Raw genomic sequence first — 18884 nt, forward strand, 5'->3', positions numbered from 1 at the left:
AATGAAAATGAGATGACATTGCCGACGTATAGATAATATCAAAAGAGGGAATTAAGAAAATCATATGTGTAATCAAACTGTATCTTCAATCTTGAGCACGTAGTGATATCCCTGAGATCAATTACAGGATATACATTCAATATCGTTTCTGTAGTCCTGTATGTGTTCAGCGAGGGCTATAGCGACGCTTCGTCTCGTACGGCTGACCGATCAATATCATCAACATCATCAATTCCTGCCAGTCCCATTGTAAGATCGATTTGTGAAAGTGTGTTTTCAAGCACTTGCTCAACGCCTTCCTGTCCGGAATGTGCAAGTCCATATGCAAATGGGCGTCCGAGTAGAACCGTATCAGCTCCAAGAGCGAGAGCCTTGAATGCCTGAGCACCTCGTCTGATTCCAGAGTCAAACAGAACCGTTGTTTCGTCACCGACAGCCTCAGCAATCTCAGGAAGTGCCTCTATTGCGGCGATTGATCCATCAACTTGTCGACCACCATGAGTCGATACCTGCACAGCATCAGCGCCTGCCTCAACAGCACGGCGAGCATCATCAGGGTGGAGGACACCTTTGATGATGATTGGGAGGTCAGTCTGTTCACGAACAAATGCGAGGTCATCCCAAGTAAGTGATGCATCTCCAAAGATTGAGAGGAAACGGTCAACAGCTGCCTCAGGATCTTCCTCTGGAGGACGAGCCAGTGAATCACGAAATGCTGGATCCGAGAAGTAATTTCCAATCCCTTCTCCCTCTAAAAATGGATAGTATCCTTTCTCAAGAAGACGATCTCGCCAGCCAAGCGTTGGTGCGTCGACTGTAACAACGATTGCATCATATCCTGCTGTTTCTGCTCGGTCGAGGAATGACGTTGCAACATCACGGTCGGATGCCCAATAATACTGGAACCACTTTGGTGTGTCACCAAGTGCCTCAGCGACATCCTCCATTGTCGCAGAGGAGAGTGATGAAAGCACAAACGGGACGTCCATCTCTGCACAGGCACGCGCTGTTGCGATTTCACCATCATCATGTAGCAGACTTTGGACGCCAAGTGGAGTAATCATCAGTGGATATGAATGCTCATTACCGAGCACGGTCGTCGAGAGGTCGCGGTCAGCAACACCTCGAAGCATTCGCGGAATAATCCGCCACCGCGAGAAGTCTTTATTCCGTTCAAATGTCTCCTCTGTTCCAGCCCCACCGTGAACGTATGCCTTTGCCTTCCATGACATCTCTTCAAATGCTTCTTCACGAAGGTCGCTGAAAGAAACGGGGAAATCTGGTGTCTTATCCTCAAACATTCCCTCACGATAAACGCGACGAATATGCTTGACTCCAAACTGCTCACCATGGACGTCCGCAGAATCCTGTTTACTCACAATTAACAATGTACATTTGAAGCATTATGAGACTAACCATACGGGCAGTATTGTGTGTGGATTCATGATAGACTATGTTACATAATTGTGTATATGATATTTGAATGCAAATACAAATGCGTTTATCCCGTCTAGAGAGTCAGATGAGTCCGTGACTTCTTAATTTTCTTACCATCACTTGACTCACACAAGAGTCAATCGGAACAATTTAACTGTAGATGCATATGCGACGATTTTCCCATTTGAGAATGTCCTCCGTCAGAAGTAATAGTCAGCACGATTTCGTTCGGTTGCCAGGTCAGCCGGAGTGATCTCTGTTTGATTATATGCTGAGCAGGCGCAATACCACGGCGTTTAGTGATTCAACAAACTTCTGGGTGAACTGATTCACTCATTCGATGCGAGAGAACTATTCTGACTGATGCATGTCTATTTAAGCACCCAATTCTTCTGTGAACTACTATACGCGGAGGAGGATGTCAATCACTCCCAACTGTTCTCTCAGAAGGTAGCAGGCGCGATTCTATGACGTTCATTCACCTCTCCGCCAAAATGTATGGACAGAAGGTTGGCTTCAGCACTCACGACTCACAATCTATCCATAGTACTCGACTCTGCACGTTTATAAACTACCCTCAGAATGGAGAAAGAGGTGGTCAATGTCTTCCATCAGTCCATCGAGATCGCGGTCTGGTTGATCGCGCACCCAGGAAAACATGTTGTAGATCGTCTCCTTGAGACCGTGTTCGAGTTGTGATCGGAGCGACGAGGCTTTCGAGACAAGTCGCTCCGAGGCGCTCGATTCCGGACCAAGCCGAAGAAGGCTGTAGGCCAGCATCTGAAGGTGCCAGTGACGACTGGCACCGTCAGAATCACGAACCTCGCAGTCTCCTAAGCCAAGATCCTCTTTCGAGTCCTCGAAGAATGTCTCTACTCGCCATCTGTACGAATAGCTCCGAATAATGTGTGCCGAAGGCGCGTCAATCTTGCTCGTCGCAAGATACTTTACTGGATTCTCTTTGTCCTCATCGGTAACCTTCTCTGTGATTACCAGCCGAACTTCACCTAATTTCGAGACAGGGACTGTCTTAGTCCAAATTTTGTACGTTTCACCGTCAACTTCTCGCTCTTCCTTGTCGATGCACTCTTCGAGCGCATCGACGCGTCTCTCTTTGTTCGCGTAGGTCACCTGTCGGTTGCCCCGTAGTGGTCCAATCCAGTCCTTGCCGTGTGATTCGACGTGTTCGATCAGACCGGAGTCATGAGCAAACCATGCATCGAAGAGGTAGGTGCCCGCAGGCACACCTACCTCTTCTTCTAATTCCGTGATTATCTCTCGTGCGAGGTCGTATTTTGTCTCCTGTTCGTCTTCCTCGTCCTCGTCGTCGACCTTCTCGTACTGGCGAAAAGCAAGTGGATAGGACGTTTTATCATCGGTATAGAACGCGTAGACGAGGTTCTGTCCCCAAACAGGCTCACCCTCAGAGTGATCGTAGAACTCTCCAGCACCGGGAAGGGACTTCCCGGTTCGCTGGATGACTGAATCGTCAATAACGATATAGCCGTTTTGTGACCAGCGTGTCTCTCCGTGTTTTTGCAGTTCCTCTAACCGCTCGTGATTGAGCTGATCCTCATCCCAATCGTATTCGGTGATGAACTTGTTGAGTGCTCGGTCACTTCCGGCAGGAAGGACCTCTCGTGCAATTCCGGTTACAGTCTTGCTGCGGCCCGCAGCAAGACCTGTCACGTACGTTTTGGCGTGAGTCGTTTGATGATATGATAGCGAGTCGAATTCATCCAGCACGTCGGTGCACGAGAGGAAATCCGTAATCGGCAGCATCAAGTTTCAATGCTGCCTACATCACGCCCCTATTTAAACGTGCAGAGCCGAGCATAGTAAATGTGTTTAGCGAATCTATAGAGCTCGTTCGTTCCGTAATCTATAGAATCTAGTCGGTCGGTTCTTCCTCTAACTGTTCTCTCGTCTCCTCCACAAAATGTTCGAGTATCTCTTCGAGGTAATCTTCTCGCCCTCCGTAATTATCGGCACCTGCCAGCCTGGCCACATACCCTCTACTGGGCGGGTCAGTCGAATACAATCGTGATTCGACTATTGGAATATCAACGCCAGCATCGTCCAAATCAGATTCGACCTGTGACCGGACCTTGTCGGTTGCTTCCGGGGTGAGGATTATTCTCTCGGTAAGTTCATTCGTGACTTTGAGCAGGCAGTAAGCACCCAGGCATAAGAAACCAAAGAAACCAAAGAATCCATCAGACCCAAGCAGTACTCTGTCATCGTCGAATGACTGAATTTGTTGTGGCAATCACAATAGTGTGCTGAAACCTCTGTATTCAGCAAGCCGTTTGTGTCAACTGCAAAGTATTTCAACAAAGCCAATCCGTTTTTTATATCAAGGAGTCTTTCATCAGATCGATGAATAACTGGTCCCGCCGTGAATTCGTTCGGATTGCAACGGTCGGAGCAGGAGCGGGAATTGCCGGGTGTAACGCTCTTTCGCCGTCCGGGTCGATCAAAACCGATTCGGAGACGGGACGGACCAGTCAAAAGCCCGCACGTAGCTCCGAGCCCATATCGGGGCGAGTTCTCGATATAGAGGGTGGGGAGATCACCGATGCGAAGCTGAAAGCGATCGTCCCTGGGAGAGGATCCGTAGCCGAGACAACCACTGATGAGCAAGGTCAATTTGAAGTAGTGGAGGTCGACGAATCTATATGGCTTCGCGCAACGAAAACGGATTTTATCGGACGGACTGTCGCTGTGGCTCCGGGAACAAGTCCTCGTATCAGACTCTCACCTCGTGAGGGAACAGTCGCGCTCAGTTTCGGCGGCGACGTAATGTTTGGTCGTCGGTTCTACGAGGACGACCACCCTCTCGAACCGCACTTCCAGATTCGACCTGATGACCGGATGGAATCACACCAGACGATACTACAGTACATCTCCCCCCTGTTACAGGACGCCGATCTCACGTCAGTGAATCTCGAAACACCGCTGACGACGACGGCATGGAGACACCCCTCCAAACGGTACCACTTCGTATCGCACCCGGACGCCGCACCCGCGATGGCCGATGCCGGGGTCGACTACGTCGCACTGGGGAACAACCACACGCTGGACGCATTGACACCGGGATTGGATGAGACCTTACAGGCACTTTCTGCGGCCGGGATCGAACAGTCTGGTGCTGGCAAGTCCAGCACAGAAGCGTGGGAACCGACGTACTTCGAACGGCGGGGACTTACCATCGGCTTGGTCTCCTGTACTACCGTTACGGGCGACCAGTACAATATCGACTGGTCAGCCGACGACAACCAGTCCGAGACATACTCAGTATCGGGAGACAACGTGACCGGGATACCCGACACTGAGCAACTGACGTTCTCCGGGAGTGTCGGGGTCGCAGCGGCGACTCGCGACCGAATATCTCGGACGGTATCGGAGGTCGATGCGAACGCGGACGTAACCGTCGTCCAGATTCACGGCGGCTCCGAGTATCAACAGGAACCGACCGACAAAATCAGACGCCTGACCGAAACGGCAAAGACAGCGGGTGCAGACGTTGTCGTCAATCACCATCCACACGTAACCGGTGGAGTGGAACTGCAGGATGAGACACTGGTCGCGTGGACGCTTGGAAACCTCGTGTTCGACCAAGAGTTCTGGTCGACGTTTCCGTCGTATCTCTTGACGGTCCACGTCACTGCTGATGGAATTCCCAGAGCGTACGTTGACCCGCTATTAATTGAAGGATACGTTCCGAAAGGGGTGGTCGACAAACCGAGGACGTGGCAACTCCGAGAAACTGCCGCGTTGTCGTCGGATGAGTTCTCACTTGACCACGACAGGCTGGAATACATCGCAAAAGACGAGACACCGGCCCGGACAGCAACCCGAACGCTGGACGGAAATGGGACGATTTACACGCGGAACTCGGGATGGGTCAACCGAGTCATAGACGGGGCGGAGTCTGTCGAACTGGGCCGTGACCTGCTTCCGACTGGAACGTTCGACGACCCTGATATCGACGACGATCGGCACGAAGGTCCGTTGTGGCGGTTCAGTCGTGGAGCGGACTCCAACGGTCCGGAGTTCGGATACGACGGGAGTGGCGGGATTCAACTCTCTCGAACCGCGGATAACACCGAACGGTCGGTTTTGACGACGACCGAGCGTGTACCAATGGTCGGACCGACGACCCTTCTCGGCCAGTACCGCCACGAGACGGACACCCGACTGGAACTGCTCGTGCGATGGTACGAGTCGACCAGTGGTTCGGCACTCGATTCAATGTTGATCGACCTCGACCGAACGACTGGCTGGGAAAGTCTCGAACGGTCGCTGTCGACACCCGAGGAAGCTACCCACGTCCGCTTTTATTTCCGGCTCTATCCTCCCGATGACGGAGAGAAACGCGTCGCCAATTTTGACAACATTCACTTGGTCGAATGGACCGAGTCAGCAACCAGCAGCGACAAAGACTGCGATTTCCTCCGTGTGCATGAGTCCTCGACCATCGAGTTTACATCGAGTAGCCAATCTGACGAGGCTATCTCGTGGGAAGCTCTCGATTAATCTATCTCAGCACGGAACAAGAGTGATATTGACGAACGTGGGCAAAAAATCGGTCAGGCGGTGTTTGACCTCTACGACCTCGAGGATGAAAACGTACAGGAACACGTAAACAGGTACAACGCTCAGCACGATTCCGTTCGGCTGCTAGACCCGCTGGAGTGACCTCTGTTTAATTACTAATTTTCAACTGTCCTCTATTAGAGTGTAGCAGATACGATTCTCTGACGTTCGTTCACTTCTTTCCCGAAATGTATGGATAGAAGGCTGGCCTCGGCACTCATAGGGTTCATCATTGATGGATGCCACTCCAACTCAGAACGGTATCATCGTCATCAGCCAATTATATCATTCATCACCAATCAAAAGAACATTGTGCCAACAGAATCCCGGGTGTGGTTGTATTCGATAACTGCACGTTCTGCAGACAGTCACTCAAAACGATATATGTCTAAATAACCTGAGCGAATGCAAGCGTCCCACTTGTTCGTTCAATTTGCACACGAACGGTCTGCCCTTCTTCGGCACCGGAAACAAAAATCGTGAATTTTCCTTTTTCTGCAACGCCATCACCTTTGCGTCCGGTTCCGGTAATCTCAACTTCATACGTTGCTCCCTCTTCAACAGCTGGACCGGATTGTGATTGTTGCTGTGTTGTTGTTTGCTTTTGAACCGGACGAAATGCTCCACAAGCCTCACATCGGAGCATATCAACGCCATTTTCTGTGGTAAGTCGGGTGTCAGGGAGTCCACACTCGGTACATGTGACATATTCAATAACGTATTCATCAATCGCCGCTTCAAAATCTGCAACCGAAAATGAGCCGTTGTACCGTGCACGCTCATCCTCAAGTTGCCCGTTTGTCCCCAATTCGCCCTGAACATTCCGATGAACATGTTCAGCCGGACGACCAAGTGCATCGGCAATCTCTCCAATGTTTGTCAATCGGGTGAATGCACCATCAGTTTCCCCCACTGGATCTGGGATTGAAAGACGTGACTCTTCATCACGACGCTCTGGTAATTCATCAAGTGCTCGATTAAGAGATTCAGTATAGTCCATACTGACGTGAGCACATGCGCGCGTATATCCGTTGTGTCATAAATGTTGTCAGGCATACGGATGGATTTCTCTGGCACTGCCGCCTTGTTAATTTTTATACATGGTACGGGCGCAATCCCACGCCTGTTCATGGCGTGGATACGCGGCGTCATACTGTGGTTTTCAAACGATTTTGCTGGAAAACAGCGCATCGGTTATGCCCCCGATATAGTCGAGTGCCCGAAAGGTGACGGTTCGAATGTGAGTGTCCGCCCACGCTGGAAACAGGGTGCCCCATGTGGGAATCAAACAACGAGTATCGGGCTCTCGTTACCAATACAAGTAACTCCGAGTCCAGTGACGGTGACATTGACCGAAGCTCCTGTGGAAAAAACAACATAGGGAGTTCACTTCGGGGGAGGAGTACTGGGGGCTTGACACTCCCTAGAGATTGCGTAGTGACCGGCCACACAGATTCCAACGGTGGACTGGCTTGATATTAGTAGTCTGCAAACCCAAACTCAAACCCAAAACTGACGCTCCCAACCAAGCGAAGCGATGCGGTGCCGTGGGATTCCTCTCGCCTTCAGTTGGAGGAGGATGTCAATGATTAGTCTCCGGTGAGACAATAACAAGGTTTGATTTATCAACAAGATTATGAAGCTGATCTGTTGATTGCGTCTCAAATTGTCGTTGGCATCGCTGCGTCCATGATGTATCTGTTGTTGGGTAGCTTGCAAGCGACTGTGGATATGCTGCAGATGAGGCCTCAGCAGTGGCGTGTGTTGATGATTCGGCTTGATTCTGTGTTGTTGTGCGTGGATTCGTGCTCATGATTGATTTTGACTTTGATTTTGATTGTGTGACATAGCGTTACGTTAGACGGTATCGGCGAAGAATAACCGCGTAGTGGTGCATACGATGGGAGATGGATTACTGATGCACGCGTACAATCTTCATATATTCTATGATGATGGGGTGTATAATAAACTTTAATGATTTATTGTGTAATGTGTCGAGGTATCATGCATCAACAGGAGATTCAGCACTCCGTTCACGAGCGGCAGCAACAAGTAATGGGAGTGTAATTGTTGCATCCCCCAGCACAGTCGCGTTCGCTGCTGATGGCTCTAATTTCCCCCACGAGCGTGCTTCATCAAGTGTTGCCCCTGAAAGTCCACCGGTGGCATCTGGGTCCATCGTTAACTGCACACCATAGTCATACGCGCCAGGAATTGTGAGCATTGTCTGAAGTACATAATTCTTTGGCACACCCCCACCGACGACCACAGCACCAGCACGCTCAGCGTCAAACGCACGGTCAGAGAGATGCGTCATATCGTCTAGTGCGTCAAGACTGAATGAAGAAGTCTGTGAGTATACCCAGGCCTGAATTCCCAGAACTGAATCCTGAATTGCAGGACAATATATCGGAACATCGTGGTTGTATGCTGCTGCGGCAATACCCGGATCTTCATCGATATCATCTTGAGTGTTTTTTTCAGCGTTTGCTCGGCCAAGTTCAGCGGTAAGTTCCTGAATTGAGATCTGACGTTCTACAGCAGGGAAGACATTTTCACGGAGATGCGTCTCTAAGAGCGCAAAGTGTTCTTGTGGGAGATATACATTATAAATCCGGTCAACACCCTCCTCACGTAGTCGCTCATCATGCGCACGTGTTCCATCGGTTTGAGTGTGTGTCTGCTCAGAAGCATCATCAGTCCCATCATGCGAGCTAGCATTTGATGAGTGGGCTTGCCCATGGTGGTGTTTCCCACCAATAGCTTCGATTGCATCATGTGTAAGATTCGCTCCTGTTGTGACAAGTGCATCAATATGTCCATCGCGGATGAGATCAACGATAATCTGTCTCATCCCAGCCGGAACCATCGCCCCTGCGAGCCCAAAGAAAATATCAATATCATCGCGAGCAAGCATTTTCGTATAAATATCAACCGCGGTATCCATCGAAGCGGCGCCAATCCCTGCGTGTTCATATTCGCTTGCGAGTTCGCCAACCGTCATTCCCGCATTTACCCGGGCATGTTGAATTGGATTTGATTGAAATTCATCACGAGTGTGCGTTGTCTCCTCTGTTTTGTCAATGTTGGATTCGTTTTCGTCCGGATCATTATTTGGGTTGCTCATATATCTGAACAAGTAACCTGAGCGGTTAGCTTCGGCGATTTAGCTGAATACAGGCGCTGACCCCCATCCCTCAAGGAGCACCGCAGTCCGCGTGAGCGGACAAAGAGCACAGTAGGGAGGGGAGGGAATATAGCGTCGTCATCATCTAGTTATCACCCGTTATCGCTTTAGCAGGATAGCCATCAGCATGATCAATGCTATCAGGACCGCGACTGTCTGTGAAGCTCCTTTCTACAATCCCAGTTCTCGTCGAAGCTCCTTTTTCGCGTCAATATCGCCGGATGCGTGACCGAGAGCAAGGTCTGTGACTACTGACTGCCAGTCTTTGACTTGGTCCATGAGTTCTTCGTAGACTTGGTCTTCTGTTTTGTCCCCAACATCCACCGTTCGAACTGCGATCCAGCCTCGTTGAGGGAAATATTCGATCACGGCGCCACCCGTCTCCGTCTGTAACGCGATGCGTTCGGTCAGTCCCGTTCCGGGACTGCCGCTCATCAACGGCAACGCAGTTCGTATCTTCTCGGCGTTTGCCACTGCTTCAACCGTCTCAACCGGGAGTGACTCATCAGGAAACGTTGAGAGCACGTCTCCCTGTGTAATTTCTCCCATCTCTTCGACGATTTTCTTGAGGTGATCTGGTGCGTCAAGAGCAGGACCAGGACAATCGTGGAGCCGAAGCTTCGTCAACGTCTGGAACGTCTCACCGCACGCGTCGCATGTGTGGGCCATTGGTCACTCTCAACTGTGAGTTCGCACCCATCCCAAATTGGTCTTTTCCTACCTCGTCTCTCCAAACGGTAGACTTCTTTCCGTCTTTCCGGTCTATTGAGACATGAAGCGGTGGCTTTACCGAATTGTCCAGTCACTTCGGACAGCACTTCCAGAAGAGGCCGTGGCGCGAACTGCTCGCGCCACGGACCTCGTTCAACGAGGTCGAGAAATCGGATCAGTGCCGTTTCTCTGGTCGTTCCTCTTTGGAACGACACAGTCAGACGGCTCTGTAACCAAGGTACGGAACTTCTACGAGGCGTTCACTGATCACGACGCCGCCTATTCGTCGATCCAGCAGTGGATCACGCCCGAACTCAAGCAACTGCTCAGCGAGACGTTTGCTCACCTCAACATCGAACTCGGCGCAACAGAATCTTCTCTCGGCGGGCGGTTTGATCGCTTCCGTGATGTCTTCATCACAGATGCGACTGACTGCACGCTCTCAGCAGCTTCCTTCGAGGATTTTCCCGGCTACAGCGACGATCATGCTGGAGCACAGCTCCACATGATCGAATCACTCGCTTCGCGTGCACCGTTTTTCGCCTCAATCACCGACGTTCGTACTGACGAGTTGAGCCAACTCCAGATCGGTGACTGGGTTGCTGATTCACTGCTGTTGGACGATCTTGGCTACCACGACTACGGCAAGATTGCACGGATTGACGAGCTTGGTGGCTGGTTCGTGAATCGGCTGAAAGTCAACTCAAACGGCCCGATTACCGAAGAACTCGAGAGATGGCCCACAGGTGCCATCTCTCTGGAAGGCACCCACATCCAAGATGTCCTTCCAGACCTCTACCGCAGCGAAATCGACGCACTCGCGCAGTTCGATACACCAAGTTCAGACAGCGAACTTCTCCCCTGTGAGTTCCGCCTCGTCGTGACGGAGTCCGACGAGGCGGCTGATGAAGAAGACGCACCTGACGCCGATCACGAGTATCACCTGTACGTGACGAATCTCCCGAAAGAGTGGTTCTCGCCCCGGGAAGTCGCAGCGTTGTACTCTGCGAGATGGAGCATTGAAACGCTCATTCAGGAAGCGAAATCCGTGTTCGGCCTTGACGAAATCTCGGTCCGGACGACGGAATCGATCGAGTGTTTCATGCTGGCGTCGATGGTGATGGTACTGCTCAGCCGGTACTTGTTGCGGCAGATTCGAGCAGGGCTCGGATCTGCCCGCGATAGCTCCGTTGAGGAAGAGACTGAGACACAGCCGATGTCGTTCTCGAAGCGTCTTCGGGCGTTTGGAACGGATATTCTGAGGATGCTGGCCGAGCAGTTTGGATACTCGGGGGAACCGGGGGAAACGATCGTCAAGAGTGCTATTGATCGAAATGTGAACCGCCACGCGCTCACGGAGCGAGTGGCGTACGGGACCGTTGATCCAAACCTCACGAAGGCCGGAGAATTGGCGACAATCCGGCCCGGCTGAACGCGTCAGCCGGGCCGGGTAATGCCGCAGTGAGTGGCTACACTCTTGGTCACACAGCTCTCCGACGGTGTTTCACTCCTCCACCGAGACCCGGAGTGTTTTGCTGATTTTGACCTGCGTAAGTCGCGTTCCACACTTCAGCAGCACCGTAGACGCTCCAAGCTACCGACCTGAACGGTCATCTGGACCTAAAGCGATAACGGGTGCATCTAGTTATACACTGTGCGTCGGCAGACTCGCCTATGTAAGCAGTTACATTGTCGGACGCCGGACGAAACAATAAAATAGCTGTTCCGATCTGTCGGCTTCGATTCGCTCGTCGTTCCATTCGGAACGAGTTGATCCGTGCGAGGCTGACGGACAGGGATCGCGTTTGAACGCGACAAGAAGCGTGCGTTGTCCCACGGAATCACCCCGTCGAGCAACTAGGAGTGGGACACTCCGAAGAAACGTCCCCAGAAATCTCCGAGTTCTGGTTCTGGTGTGCGAACGAATCGCCCCGCGATTCGTCAACGCCTGTGGAGACTGCACTCCCTGTGGATACATCTGTATCTGCAAAGTGCGTTCACCAGACTCCGTCTGGTGGGCTGTCAGACGCAGTCTGACAACGTCGTAGAAGCAGGAAGCCCAACCCCGCCCTCAGCGAAGCCGTCAGGCCGGCAGGGCGGGGTACTTCACTAGCCTTGTTGAGCGATTCACAACCCTGTTGGATGGTCAATAAATGTCGTCTCAACTCCCCATGATTCAATTATTTCGCCAACATGTCTGACGCCAAACGTCTCAGTTGCGTAGTGTCCAGCAAGGAATACAGTGACTCCCAGTTCCCGCGCCTCATGATATATTTTCTGCTTTCCTTCACCTGTAATGAACGCGTCAACATCAGTTGCTGCAGCTTCATCGAGCCAGTCAGCCCCTGAACCAGTAACAATAGCAATACTCTCAATTGAATCGGGACCAAATGGAAGCACTTGTACCGATTGATCGTCGGTATGAAGCGTTTCAAGTCGTGATTGTATTGTTTCAGTTGCTACTGAATCATCAAGATATCCGCGACATCCGATTGTTACTGACCCAAGTTCACCAAAGGCGGTTCGCGAATCAGGATTCAAATCAATATAATCGGCAAGACCGGCTGCATTTCCGAGTTGACAATGCCCATCGAGCGGGAGATGTGAGACATATAGATCAATATCAGCACTCATGAGCGACTCAATCTGTGCATACTCACGTCCGGTTACACGGTCGATTCCGCCCCAACTGAGACCATGGTGGGTAAGGAGTAAATCAACGTCTCGTTCGATAGCGATATCAATCGTTGCCATCGCAGCATCAACAGCAACAGCAACAGTATTAATATGACCGTTAGTTGTGCCAACCTGAAGTCCATTCATACTGGCATCAACATCAGCGTATGCTGCCGTGTCAAGTCGGTCGTCGAGGCGAGTAATGAATGTTTGTTCCTCCATATTTAATTATTTGATGAGCGCTGATTTGTATATTCGGACAGAGATGAGAGTATATTAGATATTTTTACCATGTTCGAAGTGGAGTCCCCTTCCTCAAGAAGTGAGTAAGACGAACGAGTAGGGAGAGGAGGAAATCGTCCTATAATACCGAGTTTGAGTCAATTGATATAATGTCGCGTTAAGATATAATTTCCAACTATCCAACAAACGGTGGTGTGGCTGTTGGAAGTGAAATAAGCCAAAGGCTGACGATTGTATATCCCATCATCACGAAGATGAAAGGGTACTGGCTGCGAATTGCCTGTAATCGACTTGGAAAGAGTTGATACGCCGTTGAGTGTGCGACCCAAATTGCAATGAGATGTCCGACAAGAACAAAAACAATATTAAAAGCTGAAATCCAGGCTGGAAGCGTCAGTATAATCGGATTTGATGGTGGTGTAAACGGCGAGACAACTGCGTCAAATAGCGATGGTGACAGTGATAGAAAGAACCCAACATAGTGTGCGAGATGATATCCAACAGCAATTGCAATGAGTGATGGGGCGAATGCAACAGTGAGGTCATCTGCTGACCACGTTGTGAGTAACCGGTTCGATGCGATGCGACCAGCAAGCACAAATGCAGCGTAAAATGTGATGAATCCGCCAATGAACAGACTCAGATATGTAATCACCGGCGGGATACCACCCGCGACAATGGTCCGGATTATCGCACCACCTTGTGTCGTTGTTACAAACCCACTGAAGGTAAGTTCCCACACGAGCATAATGGCAACTGCAACATCCGAGCGATCTTCAATGAGTGGTGGGGACTCCCTAAGACACTCACTCGATGACGACGCTGCGCTGTCGGTATACTCCGATTGTGATTGTGAGTGCGTTGTCGTCTCAGCCGTATCTACCTGATTAGCCCCACCGTCGGCGATTGTTTCTGATGATACGTGCTGGGTTTCGTTTGTGACTGTTGGATCAACACGGCTGTTACCGACGAGAGTCATCGCAGGAATACTCACTCGAAGTTGCCCGTTGGTCCATTTGAGTGGTGCCGCACGGGAGTAGAATCTAAAAAATACCGACACTGGATCGATATTTCGAAACCACGCTTCCTGAAAGATCATAGCACCGATGATACTTACGAGGAGATATCCGAAAACGACCAGCGCTAGTAACGTTGGACGGGCAGTAACACCAGTTGTCGTCTCAATCCAGATTAGTCCAAAGAGCCCGCAAAGCGCCGGCCATCGACCAAAGCGTGAGGGGTATGGAATTTGAATTGAACGAGGTATAGTTGGAACCGCTCTAGTAATGCTGCGTGCTGGATTAAGTACCGTCCAGACATTTCCAAACGCATATGTCACGATAGTAATTCCTGCACGGAATCCAGCAAATACAATGATAATAGCGACATTTACCGTTGGAATCTGCGGTCCAGTCAGCCCACGGACAATAATAATCGTCGCAAGAAGGATACCGATAGCTGCTCCAAAGTGACGTCCCCAGTGATAGAGAGGATGCCATGACGAAAGCGTACTTCCCCACGTATGGATTCGATTAAGCAACCGTCGGTCCGTAATAAACCCAGCAAGAAGCGCAGAGGCACCAATCGCAGCCCCACCGGTAGCAACATACAGCCACCGTGGGATTGAAAGTGCATTTTCAGATGCCTCCGATAATCCGACTGCGGCGTTACTCGCCGCTGTCTCCCCGCTGAACATACCGATGAGTGAGATTATACTTATTAACGCAACAATGAGATAGCTTCGAAAGCATACTAATGTTGAGTATCCTACCCTAGAAATGTCAATATACTGTCTCAATGTTATGCTGTGAGTTTCATCAGTACGATTTTGATTTGAGCTAGAATCAAGCTGACCCAGATCGGTCGATGGGTCGCTGATACACGGTAGCGAAGAGTCGATATTATTTGATGAGGGGCACTGAAACACATAGCGATAATCAGACGTGTCTGTAATAGGAGCTATTAGTTGATTTTCCGAAACGTCTTTTAATTCGCATAAATCGGGTGTACTAGCCCTGATTCTGATTTGATCGTTACTAGGACGCATAGATGACGTATAAAAATAGGAATCCAAAATATAACACGACCAACACCCCTAATGCACGAATACGGAATGAACGAATTGCGGCTGATTCAGCGGCATATGCCTCGCGATATGCATCTCGTTCGTCTTTCGTCATTGCTTCTGGATGTCGAACGCCACAATGGAGGATGTGATGGTCCGGTGTATAGAAGCGTCGTCCACAGATACCACAGCGATATTCTGAGTTTGGTGTCTCCGGCGACATAATTAGCGCATTTGGAACGTGAGTGAAACGGGATTCATATTCATAAATGCAGTTTCATATCCATCGTGTCTGGCTATCTGAGGTGGTATTGCTGTTGTGATTTCAAGCGTAAATTCATTTGACATGGTATTCGACTGGTGAATAAAAGCAGGAATTGATGTCCCGTAGTGATACCCAAGAGTTGGGTCAAGCGTTCGTGTAAGCGTTTTTGTCGCAATTGACTCATCATGCTGTGATATCGTTGTGTCTATTTGCATCATTGGAAGTATGATATTATTATATGGGGTCCGAGCAGAGACAGCCAGATACGGAGTATCAGGGTTATTATTAGATTGTCTGTTGATCTCAGTATCAGTCATTATGAACACGTCGAAGTGTGCATCATCAGCAACGCGCGTTCCTATATGATGATCCGGGATTGTATCGATAAGTGAGGTCCGTCCGGTAGGGACACCATTCATTGACACCGGGTCGATTGCGCCAGATGTTCCCCCGTTTTTCGGCTGTCCAATCGATATATCATATATTTCATCAGTCCGAAACGTGAACGGGAACGTCGCTGTTTTGACCGATCCAAACGCATTTGTGAATGAACCGGTCCGACGAAGTGACATCCCCCCAATAGTGACATCTGCACTATACTCACCTTCTCCATCCAGACTGTAATTTGATCCATAATGGAGTCCCATCTGTTGTGAAATCATAGGATAGGCAACTTCCTGAGTGATCAACTCACCATCACGTCGAATACTAATCGTGACACCAGAATCTATGGGGAGTGGCTGTTTGGTCTTTGTATCCCAAAGGGAAGCCATTAGATGAATGTCATCATCTGGCTTAACTGGTGTTTTTTGCTTTTTCTGACCCGCAAGTGTCCAAAATCGATGTGGATATGAATACATCAACGCAACACCATAGCGACCAGCAGTTGTTCGACCGTACATATTCATGCCTTCAGTAATTGCGGGAATATATACACCATCCGGACGGTCTGACACTAATGGTGGGTCTCGCCATGCTGACTTCCTCTCAAAACCAATTTGCTGAAGACATCCAGCAGAACTTGCCAACGCTAACGACGCAGTACTTGCGAGTAGTCCACGCCGAGTAGCTGATAATGATGATGGCATTGTTCTCTAATTGAATTACTACGGGAAGCCGAATTATCTTTCCGAAAGTTGAATCAAAAATTAAGCTGAAATTGAGCTAAAATGAGGTAGTATATACGTATTCAATCTATATTCCAGCAGTTTGACTATACACCTTCTTATATTTCAACAGAGTGAATACAACCTCCTCAAATTCCCGAGCGAGAGAATAATAAAGTGCACAATCTGTCTGATGTTATGATATGTGTCTATGACTATCTTCTTGATTGCATTCTCAATGAAATATCATTTTCTGTTGAACATTGTCTCGATCACAGACACAGATCATGCCTCAGAGCGCTGTCAGGCGATGTGTATCGAGATGGCATATAGAACAGAATCGTGTGACATGTACAAGCTAATGAGTCATAACTGAGATGTATGTGTGTTGGGAAAGTACAAAATACTGACAAGTAGCCGAGAGCCTACAAAAATGACTCAATATATTCTGCAACCTCATCAGGAGTGTTGCCAACTGGAACATCGGCGTCGGTGAGTGCATTGATTTTTGACTCAGCCGTTCCGGTCCCCGAACCTGAGACGATTGCTCCTGCATGACCCATTCGTTTTCCTGGTGGGGCAGTCCGTCCAGCGATAAATCCTGCGACTGGTGTATCCATCTGTTCAGTAATGAATGCAGCAGCTTGTTCTTCATCTTCACCACCGATTTCACCACACATTACAACAGCCTCCGTGTGGGGGTCCGATTCAAATGCATCAAGTGTGTCGATAAATGATGTGCCAACAATTGGGTCACCGCCAATGCCAATTGCTGTTGTCTGCCCAATATCTCGATCGGTGAGGTTCGAGACAACCTGATATGTCAATGTTCCTGATCGAGAGACTAATCCGACACTTCCTGGTTCAAAGATATTACCAGGGAGAATACCGAGCTTTGTTTGACCAGGCGTAATAATTCCAGGACAGTTTGGTCCAATAAGTCGGGTGTCAACTTCAGAGAGTCGTTGGTGCACCTTCGTCATATCTTGGGTTGGAATTCCCTCTGTGATGGCAACAACAAGCTCAAGATCAGCGTCAAGTGCCTCAAAAATAGCATCGCTTGCGAATCTTGGAGGGACAAAGACAACTGCCGCATTCGCATCTTCAGTTCTGACAGCTGCATCAACCGTATTATAGACAGGGACACCATTGATTTCATCGCCACCTCTACCCGGGACTGCACCAGCAACCACGTTTGTCCCATATGTAATCATTTCACTGGTGTGGAATTTCCCTTCCCCACCGGTTATTCCCTGTACAACAACGCGTGTCTCATCGTCAACAAAGATGCTCATTGATGAACCTCCTGTGCATTGATCACTGCTTGTTCAACCGCATCTTCGAGTGTCGCCTCAACCTCAACACGGTCAGTATTCAGAATCTCCATACCTTCTTCAGCGTTTGTTCCAGCGAGTCGGACGACGACATCTTTTGGAATTGTATCGAACTTTTCAAGTGCTTCATTGATACCTGTTGCAACTTCGTCACCCCGTGTGATTCCTCCAAAAATGTTGAACACAATAGCATCCACATTATCATCGGTAAACACCATATCAAGCGCATTTGCAACGCGTTCAGCCTTTGCACCACCACCAATATCAAGGAAGTTTGCCGGAGATCCGCCATAATAGTCAACCAAGTCAAGCGTCGTCATGACAAGTCCAGCCCCATTTCCGATGATTCCAACATCCCCATCAAGTCGGACATAGTCAAATCCATATTCGTCTGCTTTTATTTCAAGATCATCACCGGCGGCGGTATCCTCCATGCTGGCAAGTTCCGGTTGTCTGAAGAGCGCATCTTCATCAATATTCATTACTGCATCAGCCGCAACCACGTCTCGGTCAGTTGTGATCATGACTGGATTAATCTCGATCTCAGACGCATCTGCGGATTCATATTGTGTATACAATGTTGAAAGGATGTGAGCGACATCTGAGGCAACATCACTGGGGACACCGGCATCATAGACAGCACGTCGAGCCTGATACGGATGAAGACCAAATACAGGATCAATATGTTCGCGGGCGATTGCATCTGGTGTCTCCGCAGCAACCGACTCAATATCTACCCCACCTTCAGTTGAGACCATCGCAACGGGTTTGCCACTGCTGCGATCCATCGTAATGCCGATGTATAATTCATTTTCAAAATCAACACCAGCTTCGACAAGAACGCTATTGACTGTATAGCCCTTAATCTCCATCCCAAGAATCTCTTCGGCGTACGCTTTCGCCTCCTGCTTGTTACTCGCAATTTTAATGCCGCCGGCTTTTCCGCGACCACCAACATGCACTTGTGCTTTAATTGCTGCTGGGTATCCAATGTCTTCGACTGCTGTCAAAACCTCATCAGATGATGTTGCACGTTGTGAGTCAGGCACCGGGATTCCGGCATCGGCAAAGAGTTCTTTTGCCTGGTATTCGTGTAAGCGCATCGTCTCAGTGACTGAGGGGAGTGTGTATAAATCCCGTTCATCTCCGATGGATGCTGAGTCAATGGGGATTCGTCTCACCGACGTGACTGCACCGATACGTCTGTTCCCCCTTGCTTCGTTTGGATAAATGGGCGATAGCATGTAGGTTATGAGAATTG

At 49.6% G+C, this 18884-nt stretch carries 16 protein-coding genes; 3 read left to right on the top strand and 13 right to left on the bottom strand.

Going from position 1 to position 18884, the window contains the following annotated elements:
* Positions 1-176: 176 nt before the first annotated feature.
* The 3 genes from HQRW_RS09970 to HQRW_RS09980 form a co-directional block, all read right to left on the bottom strand.
* Positions 177-1379, bottom strand: a complete 1203-nt coding sequence (locus HQRW_RS09970) for a lactate 2-monooxygenase (RefSeq protein ID WP_011572067.1) — start codon at positions 1377-1379, stop codon at positions 177-179.
* Between the two features lie 622 nt (positions 1380-2001).
* A complete protein-coding gene (locus HQRW_RS09975; RefSeq protein WP_014555765.1) occupies positions 2002-3219 on the bottom strand; it encodes an IS701-like element ISHwa4 family transposase in 1218 nt (405 codons plus the stop codon).
* A gap of 109 nt (positions 3220-3328) precedes the next feature.
* Positions 3329-3706, bottom strand: a complete 378-nt coding sequence (locus tag HQRW_RS09980; protein WP_049891961.1) for a hypothetical protein — start codon at positions 3704-3706, stop codon at positions 3329-3331.
* Positions 3707-3816: 110 nt separating this feature from the next.
* Between HQRW_RS09980 and HQRW_RS09985 the strand changes: the two genes are divergently transcribed.
* Positions 3817-5976 (top strand): CapA family protein, encoded by a 2160-nt coding sequence (locus HQRW_RS09985; protein WP_014556490.1) that lies wholly within the window; start codon positions 3817-3819, stop codon positions 5974-5976.
* A 448-nt stretch (positions 5977-6424) separates the two neighbouring features.
* Here HQRW_RS09985 and HQRW_RS09990 read toward each other — a convergent pair whose 3' ends face one another.
* On the bottom strand, positions 6425-7036 hold the full coding sequence (locus tag HQRW_RS09990; protein ID WP_011572069.1) for a translation initiation factor IF-2 subunit beta: 612 nt from the start codon (positions 7034-7036) through the stop codon (positions 6425-6427).
* 129 nt (positions 7037-7165) lie between these two features.
* Here HQRW_RS09990 and HQRW_RS09995 point away from each other — a divergent pair, with 129 nt between their 5' ends.
* A complete protein-coding gene (locus HQRW_RS09995) occupies positions 7166-7417 on the top strand; it encodes a hypothetical protein (RefSeq protein ID WP_149031548.1) in 252 nt (83 codons plus the stop codon).
* Between the two features lie 201 nt (positions 7418-7618).
* Here HQRW_RS09995 and HQRW_RS10000 read toward each other — a convergent pair whose 3' ends face one another.
* The 3 genes from HQRW_RS10000 to HQRW_RS10010 all read right to left on the bottom strand — a co-directional run bounded on the left by HQRW_RS10000 (position 7619) and on the right by HQRW_RS10010 (position 9892).
* On the bottom strand, positions 7619-7849 hold the full coding sequence (locus tag HQRW_RS10000; RefSeq protein WP_011572070.1) for a hypothetical protein: 231 nt from the start codon (positions 7847-7849) through the stop codon (positions 7619-7621).
* Between the two features lie 189 nt (positions 7850-8038).
* Entirely contained in the window at positions 8039-9163 is a 1125-nt protein-coding gene (locus HQRW_RS10005; RefSeq protein WP_014556491.1) for a deoxyhypusine synthase, read from the bottom strand.
* 231 nt (positions 9164-9394) lie between these two features.
* Positions 9395-9892: a hypothetical protein gene (locus HQRW_RS10010; RefSeq protein WP_049891965.1), complete on the bottom strand. Its 498-nt coding sequence runs from the start codon at positions 9890-9892 to the stop codon at positions 9395-9397.
* A 103-nt stretch (positions 9893-9995) separates the two neighbouring features.
* Between HQRW_RS10010 and HQRW_RS10015 the strand changes: the two genes are divergently transcribed.
* Positions 9996-11366: an IS4-like element ISHwa5 family transposase gene (locus HQRW_RS10015; protein WP_014556492.1), complete on the top strand. Its 1371-nt coding sequence runs from the start codon at positions 9996-9998 to the stop codon at positions 11364-11366.
* A gap of 695 nt (positions 11367-12061) precedes the next feature.
* Here the strand turns inward: HQRW_RS10015 and HQRW_RS10020 are convergent.
* The 6 genes from HQRW_RS10020 to sucC all read right to left on the bottom strand — a co-directional run bounded on the left by HQRW_RS10020 (position 12062) and on the right by sucC (position 18726).
* Positions 12062-12832 (bottom strand): Nif3-like dinuclear metal center hexameric protein, encoded by a 771-nt coding sequence (locus HQRW_RS10020; RefSeq protein WP_014556493.1) that lies wholly within the window; start codon positions 12830-12832, stop codon positions 12062-12064.
* 196 nt (positions 12833-13028) lie between these two features.
* Entirely contained in the window at positions 13029-14780 is a 1752-nt protein-coding gene (locus HQRW_RS10025; RefSeq protein ID WP_014556494.1) for a hypothetical protein, read from the bottom strand.
* Positions 14781-14889: 109 nt separating this feature from the next.
* Entirely contained in the window at positions 14890-15141 is a 252-nt protein-coding gene (locus HQRW_RS10030; protein ID WP_014556495.1) for a hypothetical protein, read from the bottom strand.
* Positions 15142-15143: 2 nt separating this feature from the next.
* A complete protein-coding gene (locus tag HQRW_RS10035; RefSeq protein ID WP_014556496.1) occupies positions 15144-16271 on the bottom strand; it encodes a DUF7350 domain-containing protein in 1128 nt (375 codons plus the stop codon).
* A gap of 443 nt (positions 16272-16714) precedes the next feature.
* Entirely contained in the window at positions 16715-17584 is an 870-nt protein-coding gene (sucD, locus tag HQRW_RS10040) for a succinate--CoA ligase subunit alpha (RefSeq protein WP_011572076.1), read from the bottom strand.
* Positions 17581-18726, bottom strand: coding sequence for an ADP-forming succinate--CoA ligase subunit beta (gene sucC, locus HQRW_RS10045; RefSeq protein ID WP_014556497.1), 1146 nt, complete (start codon positions 18724-18726; stop codon positions 17581-17583). The genes sucD and sucC overlap by 4 nt, the downstream gene beginning before the upstream one ends.
* Between the last annotated feature and the right edge of the window lie 158 nt (positions 18727-18884).

This window comes from Haloquadratum walsbyi C23 (genome assembly GCF_000237865.1).
GTDB lineage: Archaea > Halobacteriota > Halobacteria > Halobacteriales > Haloferacaceae > Haloquadratum > Haloquadratum walsbyi.

Excerpts from the sequence above, each read along its gene's own strand:
- HQRW_RS10010 (WP_049891965.1), bottom strand. The coding sequence starts at position 9,892 with ATGGCCCACACATGCGACGCGTGCGGTGAGACGTTCCAGACGTTGACG.
- HQRW_RS10020 (WP_014556493.1), bottom strand. The coding sequence starts at position 12,832 with ATGGAGGAACAAACATTCATTACTCGCCTCGACGACCGACTTGACACG.
- sucC (WP_014556497.1), bottom strand. The coding sequence starts at position 18,726 with ATGCGCTTACACGAATACCAGGCAAAAGAACTCTTTGCCGATGCCGGA.
- HQRW_RS10005 (WP_014556491.1), bottom strand. The coding sequence starts at position 9,163 with ATGAGCAACCCAAATAATGATCCGGACGAAAACGAATCCAACATTGAC.
- HQRW_RS09985 (WP_014556490.1), top strand. The coding sequence starts at position 3,817 with ATGAATAACTGGTCCCGCCGTGAATTCGTTCGGATTGCAACGGTCGGA.
- HQRW_RS10000 (WP_011572070.1), bottom strand. The coding sequence starts at position 7,849 with ATGAGCACGAATCCACGCACAACAACACAGAATCAAGCCGAATCATCA.
- HQRW_RS09975 (WP_014555765.1), bottom strand. The coding sequence starts at position 3,219 with ATGCTGCCGATTACGGATTTCCTCTCGTGCACCGACGTGCTGGATGAA.
- HQRW_RS09995 (WP_149031548.1), top strand. The coding sequence starts at position 7,166 with ATGGCGTGGATACGCGGCGTCATACTGTGGTTTTCAAACGATTTTGCT.
- HQRW_RS09990 (WP_011572069.1), bottom strand. The coding sequence starts at position 7,036 with ATGGACTATACTGAATCTCTTAATCGAGCACTTGATGAATTACCAGAG.
- sucD (WP_011572076.1), bottom strand. The coding sequence starts at position 17,584 with ATGAGCATCTTTGTTGACGATGAGACACGCGTTGTTGTACAGGGAATA.
- HQRW_RS10035 (WP_014556496.1), bottom strand. The coding sequence starts at position 16,271 with ATGCCATCATCATTATCAGCTACTCGGCGTGGACTACTCGCAAGTACT.
- HQRW_RS10015 (WP_014556492.1), top strand. The coding sequence starts at position 9,996 with ATGAAGCGGTGGCTTTACCGAATTGTCCAGTCACTTCGGACAGCACTT.
- HQRW_RS10030 (WP_014556495.1), bottom strand. The coding sequence starts at position 15,141 with ATGTCGCCGGAGACACCAAACTCAGAATATCGCTGTGGTATCTGTGGA.